This is a genomic window from Streptomyces sp. NPDC002577, assembly GCF_053594815.1.
This window is the reverse complement of sequence record NZ_JBSFWK010000082.1, coordinates 1-17,454: the sequence shown is the minus strand read 5'-3', so window position 1 is coordinate 17,454 and position 17,454 is coordinate 1. Positions and strand designations below refer to the sequence as shown.

The following is a 17,454-nucleotide window of genomic DNA, read 5'->3' as shown; positions in this document are numbered from 1 at the left end:
CGCTCGTATCCACCGTGGCCGCCTGCGCCGTCCCAGCGGCACCCAACCCGGTCAGCAGCGCCGCCAGTAAGGCGGTCACCGCGGCGAGCACTCCCGTACGCCTCCCGCGTCCCCACCACGACCCACTGAATGTCATATGCATGCCATCTCGCTGCATCTGTGTCCCTTTCGCTGAGTGTGGCCGCCCGTCCCCCGGGACACGCGCCCAGTCGCGGCGAGGCACGCTTCGGCATCCCGGACGCAACAGGACCGCTCCGCCGCCGTACACGGGAACAGTGCTGCGCCTGCTGATTCGCGCTGAAGCCACGTCAGCGGCAGCGCGCTCCGCCGGCTACAGCGCGGTGAAGGTCCACTGAAGGTTGGTGCTGCTGCCGTAGGTCCACTGCTTGGTGATGGAACCCGAGTCGACGTTGCCGCCACCGTCGAGGGCCAGGCCGGTGGTGCGGTTGGTGATCGAGTAGCGGTCGCCGCCCCGGTGGGTGATCGTCCACTGCTGGTTGCTGCCACCGTTCCACGGGGCCTGTCTGGCTGCGGAGCCGTCGGCGGTGGCGCCCCAGCCGTCGGCGACCATGCCGTTGGTGCGGTTGACCAGCCTGTAGTAGCCGCCTCCGACCGCCTCCGCCTGCCACTGGAGGTTGGAGCTGCCGTCCCAGGTCCACTGCTTGAGGTTGGACCCGGAGGCGACGTTGCCGCCGCTGTCCAGGGCGAGGCCGTTGGTGACGTTGGTGATCCGGAAGTACCTCGCCGGGTTGAACTGGACCCTCAGCGAGGTGATCTGGTCGTTGTTGCCGGTGACCCGCAGGTCGGAGTTGTCGGCGGTGAACGTCCAGGAAGTGCCGGTGAAGTTGTCCCCGGAGTAGCCGATGACCTGGTAGCCGGGAGCCGGCCGGAGGGAGGAGAGGGTGCGCGCGCCCAGTCCGGCCGCGGTCAGTTCGGCCTCGGTGTAGTCGCCGACGGTGAGCACTGCGGAGTCGCCGGTGTAGTTGACGTCCTTGAAGGCGATGGCGCCGGCGAGCGGCAGAAGCCCCGGGATCGTGCCGGAGAAAGCCAGCTTCAGGACGTAGGCGCCCGCACTGTACGGGACCGAGGACGGCAGGGTGACCGTGAGCCCGGACGCGTTCTGGGTCGGCGTGGGCAGGTCGATGTAGGTGCCTGCGGTGGTACCGAGGAGCTTCACCGAGGTCAGCGACGAGAGGTTGATCCGATCCGAGCTGAGGGTCTTGATCGTCAGCGAGCTGCCGGGCCAGCCCAGGACGGTGGCGTACAGGACGTTGTCGGCCTTGTTGCGGGTGAAGCGGATGTCCTGCGCGGTGCCGGCGTGCGGGGTGGTGAACGCGCCGCCTCCCATCTTCGTCGGGCCTTCGCCGTACGCGGTCCAGGCGCGGGTCGCGTACACCGACTCGCCGAAACGCTTCAGGTGGTCTCCGATACCGAGCAGGATGTCCTTCTGCGCCTGGGGGATGGTGCCGTCGGCCATCGGTGCGATGTTCAGCAGCACGTTGCCGTTCTTGCTGACCCGGTCGATGAAGGAGTGCAGCATTTGCTGGATGCTGTAGTAGCCGATGCCCTGGGTGTAGCACCAGCTGCTGCTGGAGATGCTGTCGTCGGTCAGCCAGTACGGGGCGGTGACGTCGGCCGGGCCGCCGCGTTCGTAGTCGAAGACCTCGCCCTTGCCGTTCATGCCGTCCTTGTAGGTGGCGACGACCTCACGGCCCCAGCTGTTGGCCTGGTTGTAGTAGTAGGCCAGGAAGTTCAGGCGCTGTGTCTCGTCTACGGCGTCCAGCTTGAAGTCCTGCCACAGGATGTCGGGCTGGGTGCGGTCGATGACCTCTTTGAGCTTGTCGAACCAGAGCTGGTTCTCCGCGGATGAACCCAGCTGCCCGTAGAGCTTCTTGAGGCTGCCGTCCGTCTGCGCGGGGACGTATTCGTAGAAGCCGTTGAAGTTGTACGCGTGGTGCATGGCCACCAGCAGCTTCAGGCCCTTGGCGCGGATGGCCGTGGAGAACAGCCGCAGCAGGTCAAGGCCAGGGCCCTTGTTCACCGAGTTCCACTCGTTGACCTGGCTGTCCCACATGGAGAAGCCGTCATGGTGCTCGGCGACCGGGCCGGCGAACCTGGCGCCGGCGTCGACGAACAGCTGCACCCACTCGTCGGGGTCGAACTTCCCGCCGGCCGACTTCAGCTTCGGCGCGAACTTCACGGTGTTGCCCGCCAGGTCCCGCGCTCCGTTGATGAAGTTGTGGTACGGCCACGCCGACGGCTGGCCGTAGGTCGCGATGTGGTGCTGGTTGGCGTTGCTACCCGCCTGATACATGCTGCGCGGGTACCACTCGTTGTCGAAGGCGGGGACGCTGAACGCGCCCCAGTGGAAGTAGATCCCGAACTTCGCGTCCTGGAACCACTCCGGAGCCGGCGGGTGCTGGTCGACCGAGTTCCAGTCGGGCGTGTAGGTGCTGGGTGCAGCGTGGGCGATGCCGGCACCGCACATACCTCCGGCAACGGCCGCCGCGGCCACGCAGGTGGCGCCGGCCAGGAAGTGGCGTCTGTTGATCGAACTCGACATGGAGACATCCCTGGTGGGGAAGAGGACAGGGGAATGCAGGGGGACACGAGTCGGCGTAACTGCTGTGCATGGGGCGCCGCTTGTTACGCATGAAGGTCCGCTATGTCTCCCTGGGATGTCAACTGGCGTGCAGGGATGAAAGGCATCGATCGATCAGGCGATTTGCTCCGCTTGCTCGCGTTTGTCACGTCTTACCGCCAGTAAACATGGCATGTCTGGCGAGCCTTCCTGGCTCATTCGAATCACCGAGCGGCGAGCATTGATGGGATGGATCTTGACCGTGGAGGGGTGCCCTCCTCTTCTCTAGTGGGGTCTTTGGCCCAGTATTGCGTTGCGAATCGAGCGGAGGGCTGGACAGTACGCCAGTGGGACCCCTATAAACATCCCATCTCTACCGCGCGGCGATACACAGATGTCGTCGAGGCGAAACATCTCCCGCTACGGGACCGGCGCGAGGAAGCATCGATGAGACTCAGAACCGCCCTCTGTTCCGCCGTTTCCGCCCTCTCCGCACTGGCGCTGCTCAGTGCGTGCGGCAGCGGCTCAACGTCCGCGAAGTCGGCGAGTGACACGCCGCTGGTCGGCGTCGACTACCCGCGTTCCGACACCGACTTCTGGAACTCCTACATCAAGTACACGCCCCAGTACGCCAAGGAGCTGGGGCTGGACCTGAAGACCACCAACTCGCAGAACGACGTCGCCAAGCTGACCGCCAACGCGCAGACGTTCATCAGCCAGGGCGTCAAGGGCCTTGCGATGGCGCCGCAGGACACCGCCGCCATCGCGCCGACCCTGGCGCAGCTGGAGGCGAAGAAGATACCGGTCGTCACCGTCGACACCCGCCCCGACACCGGCAACGTGTTCATGGTCGTGCGCGCCGACAACCGCGCGTACGGCGAGAAGGCGTGCCAGTACCTGGGCACCAAGCTCGGCGGCAAGGGCAAGGTCGTGATGCTGCAGGGCGGCCTCGACTCCATCAACGGCCGTGACCGCACCGAGGCGTTCAACGAGTGCATGAAGGCGAACTACCCGGACATCAAGGTGTTCGGCGAGGCCACCAACTGGGACGGCGCCGTCGCCGCGCAGAAGCTCCAGACCGACCTGACCGCCAACCCGGACATCAAGGGCATCTACATGCAGTCCAGCTTCGCCCTGTCCGGCACCCTCCAAGTCCTCAAGAACAAGGGTCTGCTGGTCGGCCCCGAGAACAAGAAGCACGTCTTCGTCGTCTCCAACGACGGCATCCCCGAGGAGCTCAAGTCCATCGCCGAGGGCAAGATCGACGCCACCGTCTCCCAGCCGGCCGACCTCTACGCCAAGTACGCCCTGTACTACCTCAAGGCCGCGATCGACGGGAAGACGTTCAAGCCCGGCAAGACCGACCACGACAGCACGATCATCCAGGTCCGCGACGGCCTGCTCGAGGACCAGCTCTCCGCCCCGCTCGTCACCGCCGACGGCGGCACCTACGGCGGCGTGCCCAGCGTCAAGAGCGACGACAAGTCGCTGTGGGGCAACAACCTCGGCTGATTCCTCTGATCCCTCTGATTTCTCATCGGGAACGCAACGGCTCACGAACACAAGGCGGTTGAGATGAGCGACGGGGAACGAGCAGTCACCCCCGCGCCCGCCCCGGCGGACGACGGACGGGTCCCGGCGGACCCGCCCGTCGTCGAGGCGACGGGCATTGTCAAACGATTCGGTCCGACGGTGGCCCTGAACGGTGCCCGGATCACCGTCAGGCGCGGCGAGACCCACGCGCTCGTCGGCCGCAACGGAGCCGGCAAGTCGACCCTGGTGTCGGTTCTCACCGGCCTTCAGGCCCCCGACGAGGGAACGGTGACCTTCGGCGACGAGCCGGCCCCCCGGCTCAGCGACCGCGATGCCTGGCGGGAACGCGTGGCCTGCGTCTACCAGAAGTCGACGATCATCCCCACGCTGACCGTCGCCGAGAACCTCTTCCTGAACCGGCACGACCACGGACGTAACCGGCTCATCAGCTGGCAGGCCACCCGTCGCCGCGCACAGGACCTCCTGTCGACCTGGTCGGTGGACGTCGACCCGCAGACCCCGGCCGTTGAACTGAGCGTCGAGCAGCGGCAGTTCGTCGAGATCGCCCGGGCGCTGTCCTTCGGGGCGCGGTTCATCATCCTCGACGAGCCGACCGCCCAACTCGACGGGGCGGCCATCAACCGCCTCTTCGACCGCATCCGCGACCTGCAGCGCCAGGGCGTGACCTTCCTGTTCATCAGCCACCATCTCCAGGAGATCTACGAGATCTGCGACATGGTGACGGTGTTCCGCGACGCCCGGCACATCGTGACCGCGCCGGTCGCGGAACTGGGCCGCGCCGACCTCGTCGCCGCCATGACCGGCGAGGCGGCGGCCGACCGGCGCGAGGAACGGGCCGGCACCCTCGACCCCGGCGCCACAGCCGCGCTGGGCGTCCGCGCGCTGCGGGGCGACGGGTACGACGACGTCAGCTTCCAGGTCGGGGCCGGCGAGATCGTCGGCCTCGCAGGTGCCGCCGGCAGCGGGCGAACCGAGGTCGCCGAGACCGTCGTAGGGCTGCGGGCGGCAACCGCGGGCGAGGTGGAGATCGCCGGGAGGCGGCCCCGGCCGGGAAGCGTGCCCGCCGCGCTCGCCGCCGGCGCCGGATTCGTACCCCAGGACCGGCACCACCAGGGCTTCGTTCCCGACATGTCGATCGCGGACAACACCACACTGTCCGTACCGAAGCGGCTCGGCAAGGGCGGGTTCCTCAGCCGCGGCCGCCGAGACCGGCTCGCCGCCGGCATGATCGAGAACCTCGCGATCAAGACTCCCGGTCCCGAATTGCCCGTCTCCGCGCTGTCCGGGGGCAACCAGCAGAAGGTCGTCATGGCCCGCGCCCTCGCCGACGACCCCCGGCTGCTGGTCCTGATCAACCCGACCGCGGGCGTGGACGTGCGCTCCAAGGAGTTCCTCCTGGGCAAGGTGGAGGAGACCGCGGAGACCGGCACCGGAGTGCTCATCGCCTCCGACGAGCTCGACGACCTGCGCATGTGCGACCGGGTCCTGGTGATGTTCCAGGGCCGTGTGACCTCAGAGATCGCCCGCGGCTGGCACGACCACGACCTCGTGGCCGCGATGGAAGGAGTGGACTTGTATGCCTGAAGTGATGCCGGAACCCGTCCTCGCGGACACTGTCGCGGCCAACGCCGCGGAACCGGAGGCGAAGCGGAGCGCGCTGTTCGGCGGCCGGATACCGCTGGCGCGCCTGCGCGACCTCGCGCTCGTCCCGGCCATCGTGGTCATCGCGATCGTCGGACAGATCGTCAACCCGGTCTTCCTGCAGGCCGACAACCTGATCAATGTCCTGCAGACCATGTCCGAGATGGCCCTGCTGGTCCTCGCCCAGACGATGATCCTGATCGTCAAGAAGATGGACCTGTCACTGGAGTCCACCATGGGCCTTGCGCCCGGCGTCGCGGCCTGGCTGGTGGTGCCGGCCGGCGCGGGACACGGACTCGGACTGCTCCCCGGCGCCTGGGCCATCCCGGTCACGCTCGCCGTGGGCGCGCTCGTCGGCGTCGTCAACGCCCTGCTGATCATCCGCTTCGGCCTCAACGGCTTCATCGTCACCCTCGGCATGCTGATCGTGCTGCGCGGTGTCCTCACGGGCATCTCCGGTGGCCAGACCTTCTTCCAGCTGCCCGAGTCGATGCTCTACCTCGGTACCGCCGAATGGTTCGGCATGCCCGCGTCCATCTGGATCTGCCTGGTGCTGTTCGCCGTCGCGATCGTGGTGCTCGGCTGGACCAGCTTCGGTCGCTCGCTGTATGCCATCGGCGGCAACGTCGACGCGGCGAAGGCGGCCGGTATCCGCACCGACCGGGTGCTGGGGATCGTCATCGTCACTGGCAGCGTGCTCGCCGCCCTCGCCGGGCTGATGCTCTCCGGACGTCTGGCCTCGGTCGCCTCGGCGCAGGGCAACGGCTACATCTTCACCGTCTTCGCCGCCGCTGTGATCGGTGGGATCAGCCTGAACGGCGGCAGGGGCACCATGTTCGGCGCGTTCAGCGGCATCCTGCTGCTCTTCATGATCCAGAACGTTCTCACCCTCGCGGGCGTCCCCGCCCAGTGGATCGGCGCCCTCAACGGCCTGATCATCCTGGTCGCACTGACCATCTCGCGTATCACGGGCGGCAAGGTCCAGGAGTGATGCGGGCGGCTGTACAGGCCGCCCGAAACACTCCACCGCCCACGTCTCGTCGCAAGGGGTCGTATCGCCCCTGCCCTCACAGGAGTTGCCGCCATGTCATCCGCCCTGCCCGCTTCCCCGGCCTCTGCCCTTATCACCGCTCTGGATGTGCTGGACGTGCGTTTCCCGACGTCCGAGCACCTGGACGGGTCGGACGCGATGAACCCCGAACCCGACTACTCCGCCGCCTACGTCGTCCTGCGCACCGACGCCGGCGACGGACTCGAGGGCCACGCGCTGGCCTTCACCACCGGCCGTGGCAACGACGTGCAGGCCGCCGCCATCGCGGCCCTGGCCCCGCATGTGGTCGGCCTCTCGGTCGAAGAAGTCTGCGGCGATCTCGGCGCGTTCTCGCGCTCCCTCGTCCACGACCCCCAACTGCGCTGGCTGGGACCGGAGAAGGGCGCCATCCACATGGCCACCGGCGCGGTCGTCAACGCCGCCTGGGACCTGGCCGCGAAGCGGGCCGGCAAGCCCGTGTGGCGCTTCCTCGGCGAGATGTCTCCCGAGGACTTGGTCGCCCAGGTCGACTTCCGCTGGCTCAGCGACGCCCTCACCCCCGAGGAGGCGCTGGAGATCCTGCGCCGCGCCGAATCGGGCCGCGAGGAGCGCATCGGCCGCCTGCTGGAGCGCGGCTACCCCGCCTACACCACCACCCCCGGCTGGCTCGGCTACTCCGACGAGAAGCTGGCCCGCCTGGCCCGAGAGGCCGTCGCCGAGGGCTTCACCCAGATCAAGCTGAAGGTCGGCGCGTCCCTGGAGGACGACGTGCGGCGCATGCGCACCGCCCGCGAGACGGTCGGCGACGGCATCCGCATCGCGGTCGACGCCAACCAGAGATGGGACGTGCAGCCCGCGATCGACTGGATGCACGCCCTGGCCCCCTACGACCCGTACTGGATCGAGGAGCCCACCTCCCCAGACGACATCCTCGGCCATGCGGCGGTCCGTAAGGCCGTCAGCCCCATCAAGGTGGCCACCGGGGAGCACATCGCCAACCGGGTCGTCTTCAAGCAGCTCCTCCAGGCCGGCGCGGTGGACATCGTGCAGATCGACTCCGCTCGGGTCGGCGGCGTCAACGAGAACCTCGCGATCCTGCTGCTCGCCGCGAAGTTCGGTGTGCCGGTCTGCCCGCACGCCGGCGGGGTGGGGCTGTGCGAGATGGTGCAGCACCTGTCGATGTTCGACTACGTCGCCGTCTCCGGCACGGTCGAGGACCGCGTCATCGAGTACGTCGACCACCTGCACGAACACTTCGTCGACCCGGTGCGCATCGCCGACGGCCACTACCTGGCGCCGACGCTGCCGGGACTGAGCGCGCAGATGCACCCCGAGTCCCTCAAGGAGTTCGCCTACCCCGACGGCCCCGTCTGGACCGCCCGTGTCTGACGCCCAGGCCCTCGTCGACGCCCACCACCACGTGTGGAACCTGGACCTCCGTCCGCAGCCCTGGCTGGACGATCCGGGCCACGAGCCGATCCGCCGCAACTTCAGCTCGCACGCCCTGCGATCGGCCGCTACCCGGCCGATCGCCGGACGGCGACTGACGAGCACGGTGGTCGTCCAGTGCATCGCCTCCGTGCCCGAGACACGCGACCTTCTCGCCCTGGCCGACAACGACCCGTTGATCGGCGCCGTCGTCGGCTGGGCGGACCTGACGTCCCCCGCGATCGGCGATGTACTCGACGATCTGCGGACCGGGTCGGCAGGCCGGTACCTGCGGGCCGTACGCCACCTCGTGCAGGGCGAGTCCGACCCGCACTGGCTCCAACGACCGGACGTCGAGAAGGGATTGCGAGCGGTCGGGGAGCGGGGACTCGGATACGACGTGCTGATCCGCAGCCACCAGCTCCCGCAGGCGATCCGTCTCGCGGAACGGCTCCCCGAACTGCCGCTCGTCCTGGACCATGCCGGCAAGCCACCGCTCGCACGGCAGGACCTGACCGACTGGACGCGGCAGGTGCGCACGCTGGCCGGGCATCCCCAGGTCCGGTGCAAGGTGTCGGGTCTGATCACAGAAGCCGACCACGAGAAGTGGACCGTCGACGACATCCGCCCGGTATGGGACGTCCTGCTCTCCGCCTTCGGTCCCGAGCGCCTGATGTTCGGCTCCGACTGGCCGGTCTGCGTCCTCGCCGGCGGATGGAACCGCTGGGCCGCCACCGTCGAGGAACTCCTGGACGGCTGCTCCGGCACCGAGATCAACGCGGTGCTCGCCGGCACCGCGACGGCCTTCTACCACCTGGCCCCTGCCCCGACGAAAGAGGGGACGCCGTGCTTCTGACGGAACTGCTGCACCCCGGAATCCTCGAGCCCCTGGCGGGCGCCGGCCACGGTGCCCGTGTGCTGCTCGCCGACGGCCACTATCCCGCGAGCACCGCCACTGGAGAGCGCGCCCGGACCGTCCATCTCAATCTGGCCCCCGGCCTGCTCGACGTGACCACCGTGCTCGACGTCCTGCTGCGGGCGCTGCCCGTCGAGTCGGCCCATGTGATGGTGCCGCCCGAGGGCGAACCGGAGCCGCCGGCCATCGCCGAGTACCGCTCGATGCTGGCGCCCGTCCCGGTCGACACGCTCGGGCGCTTCGAGTTCTACGACGCCGCCCGCTCGCCCGACCTGGCGCTGGCCATCGTCACCGCCGACACCCGTACCTACGCCAACCTGCTGCTGACCATCGGCGTCCGCGCTGAAGGGACCCTGACGACACGATGACACTCGCCGTCCGTTACACCGCTGCCCGCACCCTGGACACGGCTCCCGCCGAAACCTCCGCCCCCGGACCCGGCGAGGTGGAGCTGGCCCCCGCCTACGTCGGCATCTGCGGTACCGACCTGCACATCTTCCACGGCGACATGGACGCTCGGGTCCACGGGCCCGCCGTCCTCGGCCACGAGATGTCCGGCCGCGTCGTACGCGTCGGCCCGGGCGTCGAGGGCTGGCGGCCCGGTGACGCGGTCACCGTGATGCCGCTGCGCTGGGACGACACCTGCCCGGCCTGTATCAGAGGCCATCAACACATCTGCCAGCACCTGGACTTCATCGGTATCGACTCCCCGGGCGCGATGCAGCAGCGCTGGACCGTGCCCGCCTCGACGCTCATCCGGCTGCCCGACACCCTGCCCCTGGACCGGGCCGCGCTCGTCGAGCCGACAGCGGTCGCCGTGCACGACGTGGGCCGGGCCGAGGTCGCCGAGGGCGAGAAGGTCGTCGTGGTCGGCGGCGGCCCCGTCGGCATCCTCATCGCGCTGGTCGCACGGGCCGCGGGCGCCGAGGTCCGGGTGGTGGAGCTGAGCTCCCACCGCCGGCTGCTCGCCGAGGAGTTGGGGCTGACGGCATGGAATCCGGCCGACGACGTGCCGGAGCTGGTGCGGCAGTGGACCGGCGACGCGGGCGCGGACGTTGCCTTCGAGGTGTCCGGTGCGGCGGGCGGCGTGGAGACGGCGGTCGACGTGCTGGGTGTACGCGGCCGTCTCTGCCTCGTCGCCATCCACCCCCGGCCCCGTGAGGTCAACCTGCATCGCTTCTTCTGGCGCGAACTGACCCTGGTGGGCGCCCGGTTGTACGACCGCTCCGACTTCGAGAAGGCGGTTCCCCTGGTCCACGACGGCACGATTCCGGCCGAGCGGCTGATCAGCAAGGTCGTACCGCTCACACAGGCGCCCGCCGCCTTCGAGGCCTTGGAGGGCGGCGGCGACGTGATGAAGATCCTCGTGGACTGCACCGACGACACTCAGGGAGCCGCCGTATGAACGTCTTCGACCTCACCGGCAAGCTCGCCGTCGTCACCGGTGCCCGGCGCGGCATCGGCCGGGCCATGGCCCGCGCCCTCGCGGAGGCCGGCGCGGACGTCATCGGTGTCAGCGCCTCGCTGGAGTCCTCCGGCAGCGCGGTGGAGAAGGACGTCCTCGCCGCGGGGCGTATGTTCGAGGCGATCCGGACCGACTTCGCCGATCCCGAGGCCGTACGGGCCCTGGGCGCGGACCTGGCCGGGCGCGAGCGGCCGGTGGACATCCTGGTCAACAACGCGGGCACGATCCGCCGTGCCCCGGCAGCCGAACACGCCGACACAGACTGGGAGCTGGTGCTCCAGGTCAACCTCAACGCGCAGTTCGCGCTGACCCGTGCGGTCGGCGCGACGATGGTGGCCCGCGGCCAAGGGAAGATCATCTTCACGGCGTCGCTGCTCAGCTTCCAGGGCGGCATCACCGTCCCCGGCTACACCGCCGCCAAGCACGGCATCGCCGGACTGACCAAGGCGCTGGCCAACGAGTGGGCCCCACAAGGCGTGAACGTCAACGCCATCGCACCCGGCTACATCGCCACCGACAACACCCAGGCACTGCAGGACGACCCGGTGCGCAGCAAGGCGATCCTGGACCGCATCCCGGCCGGCCGCTGGGGCGACGCCGACGACCTGGCGGGTGCCACGGTCTTCCTCGCCTCGGACGCCGCCGCCTACGTCCACGGCGTCGTCCTGCCCGTCGACGGCGGATGGCTCGGCCGATGAGCGGCACCGACCTGGCCTCCGTGCTGGCCGGAGCCCGCGTGATGCCGGTACTGACGGTGCGGCGCGTGTCGACCGCCGGCCCGCTGGCCGACGCGCTTGCGGCGGGTGGTGCCCGGTGCGCCGAGGTCACCTTCCGCACACCGGACGCCGAGCTGGTGTTCAAGGAGATGGCCGCCCACGGTGGCCTGGCCGTCGGCGTAGGCACGGTCCTCACGCCCGAGCAGGCGGAGCGGGCCGTGGCGGCCGGGGCCCGCTTCGTGGTCTCGCCCGGCTTCGACGAGGAGGTCGTCGCGAAGTGCCGCGAGCTGGGGGTGCCCGTGGTGCCCGGCATCGCCACCGCCACCGAGCTGACGCGCGCCCTGAAGGCGGGCCTCGACACCGTCAAGCTCTTCCCCGCCGAGCCGCTCGGCGGCGTGCGGACGCTGCGAGCGCTCGCGGCTCCCTTCCCCCGGATGCGCTTCGTGCCGACCGGCGGGATCGGCGCTTCCCGCCTGGCCGCCTACCTCGCCCACCCGGCGGTCCTCGCCGTCGGCGGCAGCTGGATGGCCACCACCGACCACCTTCGGCGGGGCGACTACGAGGCGATCCGCCGGCTGACTGCCGAGGCCGTGGAAAGGAGCACGACGTGATCGACGTGGTGGCCCTCGGCGAGGTGATGCTGCGCTTCGACCCTGGCGAGGGACGGATCCGCACCGCCCGCACCTTCCAGGTCTGGGAGGGCGGCGGCGAGTACAACGTCGCACGCGGACTGTGCCGCTGCTTCGGCCTGCGCACAGCCGTCGTGACCGCCCTCGCCGACAACGCGGTGGGCCGGCTCGTCGAGGACCTGATTCTCCAGGGCGGCGTCGACACCTCGCTGATCCGCTGGGTGCCCGACGACGGCATCGGCCGCACCGCCCGCAACGGCCTCAACTTCGTCGAACGCGGCTTCGGAGTCCGCGGCGCGCTGGGCGTCAGCGATCGCGCGCACACCGCTGTGTCCCAGTTGCGGAAGGGTGACGTGGACTGGGACGCGATCTTCTCGGCCGGGGTGCGCTGGTTCCACACGGGCGGCATCTTCGCCGGCCTGTCCGACACCACGGTGGACGTCGCGGACGAGGCCATGGCCGCGGCGCGCCGCCATGGCGTCACGGTCTCCTACGACCCCAACCACCGTCCCAGTCTCTGGGTCGGCCGGGGCGGCGCCGAGCGGGCCCGCGAGGTCGACCTGCGGCTCGCCCGGCAGGCCGACGTCGTGGTGGGCGCCCTGGGCCTGGCCGGGACGTATCCGGGGCAGGCGCGCATCGGGGCCGACGAGGCGGCGGACGCGCTCGCCGAGGTGGCCGGCCTGCTGCCCGAGGCGAAAGTGCTGGCGACGACCCTGCGCGACGTGCCCTCGGCCGGGGTCAACGACTGGTCCTCGGCCGGCTGGTCCGCCGAAACCGGCTTCGTCACCGGCCCGCGGATGCCCGGCCTGCAGGTCCTGGACCGCATCGGTTCCGGCGACGCCTTCGCCGCCGGTCTGATCCACGGACTGCTCAGCGACACCGGCCTGGAGCGCGCCCTGGCCTACGGCACCGCCCACGGCGCGCTCACCATGACTACGCCCGGAGACGTCTCCATGGCCTCGCTCGCCGAGGTCGAGGCGCTCATCGCGGGCGGATCAGCCCACGTCAGACGCTGACTGGCGCCCCCTTGCACGTATCCCAGGAGCACGTCTTGCACCAGCGGAAGATCCAGAACACATGCGTCGAACTCACCGAGCTCGGTTTCGGGGCGTCCGTGATCGGCAACCTCTACCGCGTCACCCCGGTGGACGACGCGAGGGCTGCCGTCGATGCGGCCTGGGAGGCCGGCCTGCGGTATTTCGACACGGCACCGCACTACGGCCTCGGCCTCTCCGAGCGCCGCCTGGGCGCCGCCCTGCGAGGCCGCCCGCGTGACGAGTACGTCATCTCCTCCAAGGTGGGCAGGCTGTTGGTGCCCAACGAGGAGCCACGCGGCGTCGACGACGAGGGCTTCGTCGTACGGGACGACCTGCGCCGGCAGTGGGACTTCAGCCGTGAGGGAGTGCTTCGCTCCATCGAGGACACGCTGGAGCGCACGGGCCTGGACCGGTTGGACGTCGTCTACCTGCACGATCCGGACGATCACTGGCGGCAGGCGGCCGAGGAGGCCATGCCCACGCTCGCGGAGTTGCGCGACCAGGGCGTGATCGGCGCGATCGGCGCCGGCATGAACCAGTCGGCCATGCTCGCCCGCTTCCTGCGCGAGACCGCCGCCGACGTGGTGATGCTGGCCGGGCGCTACACGCTCCTGGACCAGTCGGCGCTGGACGACGTCCTGCCCGCCGCAAGAGAACTCGGCAAGAGCGTGGTGGCGGTGGGTGTCTTCAACTCGGGACTGCTCTCCCGTGACCGGCCCGCCGAGGGCATGAGGTACGACTACCAGGACGCCCCGCCGGCTCTGGTCGCCCGGGCTCGGGCGATCGCCGAGGTCTGTGCGGCGCACGGGACCACTCTGCCCGCCGCCGCGATCGCCTTCCCGTACACGGATCCCAGTATCATCAACGTCACCCTCGGTATGCGGGATCCGGAACAGGTCGGACGAAACGTCGAACTCCATGATCAGCAAGTCCCGGACGGCCTGTGGGACGATCTCCGCACTCAGGGGCTGATCAGGTCGGACGTGCTCACGGGGCACGGTGAGGGGAGGGATGAGCGGTGTCTCTGACGGACAAGGCCATCGGGCAGATACGTGAGCTGATCCGTACCGGGGCCCTGCCGCCGGGCTCGAAGCTCCCCCCGGAGCCGGACCTGGCCGCTCAGCTGGGCCTGTCCCGCAACCTCGCCCGGGAAGCGGTCAAGGCGCTGGCTGTCGCGCGGGTCCTGGAGGTCCGGCGGGGCGACGGCACGTATGTGACCAGCCTGCAGCCGAGCCTGCTGCTGGAGGGGCTCGGCGGGGCGGTGGAACTGCTGCAGGGCGACTCGGTCGCCCTGCAGGACCTCATGGAGGTACGGCGGCTCCTGGAACCGGTCGCCACGGCGCTGGCCGCGACCCGGATCTCCGACGACCAACTGGCCGAGGTCGAAAGGCACTTGGATGCCATGCGCGAGGCCCGCGACGACGTCGAGCAGCTCAACGCCCACGACGCCGCCTTCCACCGCGCCGTCGTCTCGGCCACGGGCAACGAGTCACTGCTCACCCTCCTGGAAGGGATCTCCGGCCGCACCCTGCGCGCCCGCATCTGGCGCGGTCTGGTCGACGACAAGGCCGCGGGCCGCACTCTCGCCGAGCACGAGGCGATCTTCAACGCGCTGGCCACCCGTGACGCCGCCCTCAGCCAGGCCGCCGCCCTGCTGCACGTGAGCAACACTGAGCAGTGGCTGAGGGAGCACCTGCGGTCAGGCGAGGCCCTCCCCTCCGGGACCACAGCGCCGAAGTGACGGGCGCCCGCCAGGTCCTCGTTCCCCTGTCATTCACCCGGGTCGCCGCCAGCCATCGACGCCGTGCTCAGCGCGACCGTCCACGCCGCCCCGGACGTGGACCGACTGAGCCGAGGCGCGCGCCCCAGCGCGCCACCGGGCCGGTTGCCACCCGCATCTCGGTCGAGGGAGTCCCTGCTACGCGACCTCGTCGTGGCCGAGACCGGCAGCCTCGGCATCCGCCGCACCGCCGCCACCCGAACCGCCCTGCCGCGGCCTTCGACACCGTGCACGTCGATGGCCACCAGGTGCGGATCAACAAGCAGAGGGTCGAACCCTTCCGGTGCGGACGGCTCAACACCGAGAACACGCCGCGCACAGCGCCTGCCTCGGTGTGTGCACCGGCTCACGCTGACACGGGCGGCCCGGGCGTCAGGCGGAGGGCGCCGGTTCGTAGTGGAACCAGTCGAATGCGACGGTGCCGTCGGTTGCGTACATGCCGATGACGCGCCCGGTGAAGCCGGTGGCGACCTCGGTGGACAGGTAACGCCCCTCCAGTTCGACGAGCGGCTCCGCGCCCGGGGCCTCGGGGTCGCCGAGCCAGAAGGCGATGGTGTCGGGGCCGGTGGGCTCGATGCCGGCGAATTCGGGGGACGGGGACACGATGTCGGTGGTACGGACCGTCACGGCGAGGGCGAGCGGGCCGGGCGGCACCGGGCGGCGGGCCACGGTCTGGCGCAGTGGGCCAATGCGTGCGATGACACTGACTTCTCCGTCACCGGCCTCCAGGTCGTAGTGGTGGGCTTCGTCCATGCGTACGCTCAGGCCGCCCCGCCCGGTGCCCGGGTCGAGCAGAGCCGCGGCACGGCAGTCGTGGTGCTGCTGACGGCGGCCGACAAAGGTGTAGCCGGGGCGGTCGAGGGTGGGGCCGGTGGCGGTGAGCGTGAGCCAGCCCGCGCGCTCGGTCAGCGACCAGGATCCGTCGGGGCGGGCGTAGGGCGAGATCCAGTGCGGCGCGAGCGCAGGCGCGTCGAAGTCGTCGCGAGCGGGCAGGGCCGGGAAGGGGTGCCAGGCGCCGGCGGGCGCCGGGTGGCGCTCGGGCACGGGCGCGACGACGGGCCAGCCGTTCTCGTCCCACTCCACGGGAGTGAGGAAGGTTTCGCGGCCGAGCACCTGGAAGTTGGGGGTGTAGCCGCGGGGTCGGGTGCCGAGCAGAACCATCCACCAGCTGCCGTCGGGCGCCGTGACCAGGTCGGCGTGGCCGGTGCTCTGAATGGGTCGGTCGGTGCCGCTGTGGGACAGCACGGGGTTGGCGGGTGCGCCTTCCCAGGGGCCGCGCGGCGAGCGGGCCCGGGCGATGGACACGCCATGGCCGCGCTCGGTGCCGCCCTCGGCGATCAGCAGGTACCACCAGTCGCCGATGCGGTACAGGTGCGGGGCTTCGGGGTACTTCAGGCCGGTGCCCGACCAGGTGGGGAAGGGTCCCTCGAGTACCTCGCCCTTGACCGGGTCGATCCGGGCGATGTGGATGCCGGGTACGGAGAAGGCACACCAGCAGGTGCCGTCCTCCTCCCACGCCAGGTCCGGGTCGATGCCGGGCAGGTCGATCCACACCGGGTCCGACCAGGGGCCCTCGGGCCGTTCGGCGGTCACGATGTAGTTGCCGCCGCCGCTGACGTTGGTATTGATCATCCAGAAGCGGCCGTCGTGGTGGCGGATCGTGGGGGCGTAGAGGCCGCGTGAGGCCATGGAGCCGGGCAACGGCAGCGGCAGTTGCCCGGGGCGGTCGAGCACGTTGCCTATCTGCCGCCAGTGCACCAGGTCCTTGCTGTGGAAGATCGGCAGGCCGGGGAAGTACTCGAAGCTTGAGCACACCAGGTAGTAGTCGTCACCGACTCGGCACACGCTGGGGTCGGGGTGGAACCCGCGAATCACGGGGTTGTCGTATGTGTGCACAGGGTGTGATCCCTTCAGAATGCCGGGGGCTTGCCGATCTTGCAGGGGTTGATGATGCCATGGCATAAACCCACCGGAGAGGTTGGACGGCGCGCAGCCGCCTGCGGCCGTCGATGAGATGCCGGCAGGTCCACATCGGGCAAGCATCTTCGGATCGTCCGCCACCGTCTCCCCGCAGCCACCGCCCCCTGACTGTTCACAGAACAGCACGGACGGGGCCCCGGCCTCAGGTTCGGAGCGAGCATCTCAAGGGCACCCCGGCGGTGGACCGTATGTCGCCACATGGAAGCGACATGGGATGGATTAGTAGGTAACGAGGGGGCTTGTGTCCAGAGTTGGGGCGCACAAGCCTGAAACTACCAGGCTGTTCAAGAGCGCTCTCGGCTGGCCGGTGTTTGACATGGGATGTATTTACCTCGCGGTAACCATTGACGAGGGCATGCCCGGTACCTACTGTCCTGCGACAGATCCGGACGCACTTCAACAACCAAGAAAGTGGGATCTCAACCAGCAGAAGTACGCCACAGCCACCGGCCTCGCCGGCCCCTGGACCGCCATGACCGACATCGGCGACGCCACTGCCTACGGCTCCCAGACCGGGTTCGTACTGCCCGTCCAGGGCCCGCAGGGCTACGTCTACCTGGGCGACCGCTGGGGCAACTCCATGGGTGGCACCGTCAACGACTCCTAGGGCGCGTATCGAGTCGTGATCAATGGGTGGTCCGGGTGAGGTCTTTGAGCCAGATCATCGAGGCGCGCAGGTGGAGTCCGGCGAGATAGC

The 17,454-nt window shown here is 69.7% G+C and carries 14 protein-coding genes and 1 pseudogene; 13 read left to right on the top strand and 2 right to left on the bottom strand.

What is annotated here, in order from left to right; all coding sequences use genetic code 11:
- Positions 1 to 331: 331 nt before the first annotated feature.
- Positions 332 to 2,563 (bottom strand): alpha-L-fucosidase, encoded by a 2,232-nt coding sequence (locus ACWD4J_RS43490; protein WP_451401090.1) that lies wholly within the window; start codon positions 2,561 to 2,563, stop codon positions 332 to 334.
- Between the two features lie 465 nt (positions 2,564 to 3,028).
- Between ACWD4J_RS43490 and ACWD4J_RS43485 the strand changes: the two genes are divergently transcribed.
- The 12 genes from ACWD4J_RS43485 to ACWD4J_RS43430 all read left to right on the top strand — a co-directional run bounded on the left by ACWD4J_RS43485 (position 3,029) and on the right by ACWD4J_RS43430 (position 14,738).
- A complete protein-coding gene (locus tag ACWD4J_RS43485; protein WP_451401089.1) occupies positions 3,029 to 4,093 on the top strand; it encodes a sugar ABC transporter substrate-binding protein in 1,065 nt (354 codons plus the stop codon).
- A gap of 63 nt (positions 4,094 to 4,156) precedes the next feature.
- Positions 4,157 to 5,719, top strand: a complete 1,563-nt coding sequence (locus ACWD4J_RS43480) for a sugar ABC transporter ATP-binding protein (protein WP_451401088.1) — start codon at positions 4,157 to 4,159, stop codon at positions 5,717 to 5,719.
- A gap of 4 nt (positions 5,720 to 5,723) precedes the next feature.
- On the top strand, positions 5,724 to 6,767 hold the full coding sequence (locus ACWD4J_RS43475) for an ABC transporter permease (RefSeq protein ID WP_451401091.1): 1,044 nt from the start codon (positions 5,724 to 5,726) through the stop codon (positions 6,765 to 6,767).
- A gap of 93 nt (positions 6,768 to 6,860) precedes the next feature.
- On the top strand, positions 6,861 to 8,195 hold the full coding sequence (locus tag ACWD4J_RS43470; protein ID WP_451401087.1) for an L-fuconate dehydratase: 1,335 nt from the start codon (positions 6,861 to 6,863) through the stop codon (positions 8,193 to 8,195).
- Entirely contained in the window at positions 8,188 to 9,090 is a 903-nt protein-coding gene (locus ACWD4J_RS43465) for an amidohydrolase family protein (protein ID WP_451401086.1), read from the top strand. Before ACWD4J_RS43470 ends, ACWD4J_RS43465 begins: the two co-directional genes overlap by 8 nt.
- The gene (locus ACWD4J_RS43460; protein ID WP_451401085.1) at positions 9,081 to 9,518 is read left to right on the top strand and encodes an RbsD/FucU domain-containing protein; all 438 of its coding nucleotides are present in this window, start codon (positions 9,081 to 9,083) and stop codon (positions 9,516 to 9,518) included. Before ACWD4J_RS43465 ends, ACWD4J_RS43460 begins: the two co-directional genes overlap by 10 nt.
- Positions 9,515 to 10,555 (top strand): zinc-dependent alcohol dehydrogenase, encoded by a 1,041-nt coding sequence (locus tag ACWD4J_RS43455; protein ID WP_451401084.1) that lies wholly within the window; start codon positions 9,515 to 9,517, stop codon positions 10,553 to 10,555. The genes ACWD4J_RS43460 and ACWD4J_RS43455 overlap by 4 nt, the downstream gene beginning before the upstream one ends.
- Positions 10,552 to 11,313, top strand: a complete 762-nt coding sequence (locus ACWD4J_RS43450) for an SDR family oxidoreductase (RefSeq protein WP_451401083.1) — start codon at positions 10,552 to 10,554, stop codon at positions 11,311 to 11,313. The genes ACWD4J_RS43455 and ACWD4J_RS43450 overlap by 4 nt, the downstream gene beginning before the upstream one ends.
- Positions 11,310 to 11,942 carry a bifunctional 4-hydroxy-2-oxoglutarate aldolase/2-dehydro-3-deoxy-phosphogluconate aldolase gene (locus ACWD4J_RS43445; RefSeq protein ID WP_451401082.1) on the top strand — a complete coding sequence of 211 codons (633 nt, stop codon included), beginning with the start codon at positions 11,310 to 11,312 and terminating at the stop codon, positions 11,940 to 11,942. Before ACWD4J_RS43450 ends, ACWD4J_RS43445 begins: the two co-directional genes overlap by 4 nt.
- Positions 11,939 to 12,976 (top strand): sugar kinase, encoded by a 1,038-nt coding sequence (locus ACWD4J_RS43440; protein WP_451401081.1) that lies wholly within the window; start codon positions 11,939 to 11,941, stop codon positions 12,974 to 12,976. Before ACWD4J_RS43445 ends, ACWD4J_RS43440 begins: the two co-directional genes overlap by 4 nt.
- Before the next feature lie 35 nt (positions 12,977 to 13,011).
- On the top strand, positions 13,012 to 14,025 hold the full coding sequence (locus tag ACWD4J_RS43435; protein ID WP_451401080.1) for an aldo/keto reductase: 1,014 nt from the start codon (positions 13,012 to 13,014) through the stop codon (positions 14,023 to 14,025).
- Positions 14,016 to 14,738, top strand: coding sequence for a FadR/GntR family transcriptional regulator (locus tag ACWD4J_RS43430; protein ID WP_451401079.1), 723 nt, complete (start codon positions 14,016 to 14,018; stop codon positions 14,736 to 14,738). Before ACWD4J_RS43435 ends, ACWD4J_RS43430 begins: the two co-directional genes overlap by 10 nt.
- Before the next feature lie 411 nt (positions 14,739 to 15,149).
- Here ACWD4J_RS43430 and ACWD4J_RS43425 read toward each other — a convergent pair whose 3' ends face one another.
- The gene (locus tag ACWD4J_RS43425) at positions 15,150 to 16,673 is read right to left on the bottom strand and encodes a glycoside hydrolase family 43 protein (RefSeq protein ID WP_451401078.1); all 1,524 of its coding nucleotides are present in this window, start codon (positions 16,671 to 16,673) and stop codon (positions 15,150 to 15,152) included.
- A 496-nt stretch (positions 16,674 to 17,169) separates the two neighbouring features.
- Between ACWD4J_RS43425 and ACWD4J_RS43420 the strand changes: the two are divergent.
- A pseudogene (locus ACWD4J_RS43420) lies at positions 17,170 to 17,361 on the top strand (beta-xylosidase); the annotation flags it as partial.
- Positions 17,362 to 17,454 lie beyond the last annotated feature (93 nt).

Excerpts from the sequence above, each read along its gene's own strand:
- ACWD4J_RS43470 (WP_451401087.1), top strand. The coding sequence starts at position 6,861 with ATGTCATCCGCCCTGCCCGCTTCCCCGGCCTCTGCCCTTATCACCGCT.
- ACWD4J_RS43475 (WP_451401091.1), top strand. The coding sequence starts at position 5,724 with ATGCCGGAACCCGTCCTCGCGGACACTGTCGCGGCCAACGCCGCGGAA.
- ACWD4J_RS43450 (WP_451401083.1), top strand. The coding sequence starts at position 10,552 with ATGAACGTCTTCGACCTCACCGGCAAGCTCGCCGTCGTCACCGGTGCC.
- ACWD4J_RS43485 (WP_451401089.1), top strand. The coding sequence starts at position 3,029 with ATGAGACTCAGAACCGCCCTCTGTTCCGCCGTTTCCGCCCTCTCCGCA.
- ACWD4J_RS43455 (WP_451401084.1), top strand. The coding sequence starts at position 9,515 with ATGACACTCGCCGTCCGTTACACCGCTGCCCGCACCCTGGACACGGCT.
- ACWD4J_RS43445 (WP_451401082.1), top strand. The coding sequence starts at position 11,310 with ATGAGCGGCACCGACCTGGCCTCCGTGCTGGCCGGAGCCCGCGTGATG.
- ACWD4J_RS43480 (WP_451401088.1), top strand. The coding sequence starts at position 4,157 with ATGAGCGACGGGGAACGAGCAGTCACCCCCGCGCCCGCCCCGGCGGAC.
- ACWD4J_RS43490 (WP_451401090.1), bottom strand. The coding sequence starts at position 2,563 with ATGTCGAGTTCGATCAACAGACGCCACTTCCTGGCCGGCGCCACCTGC.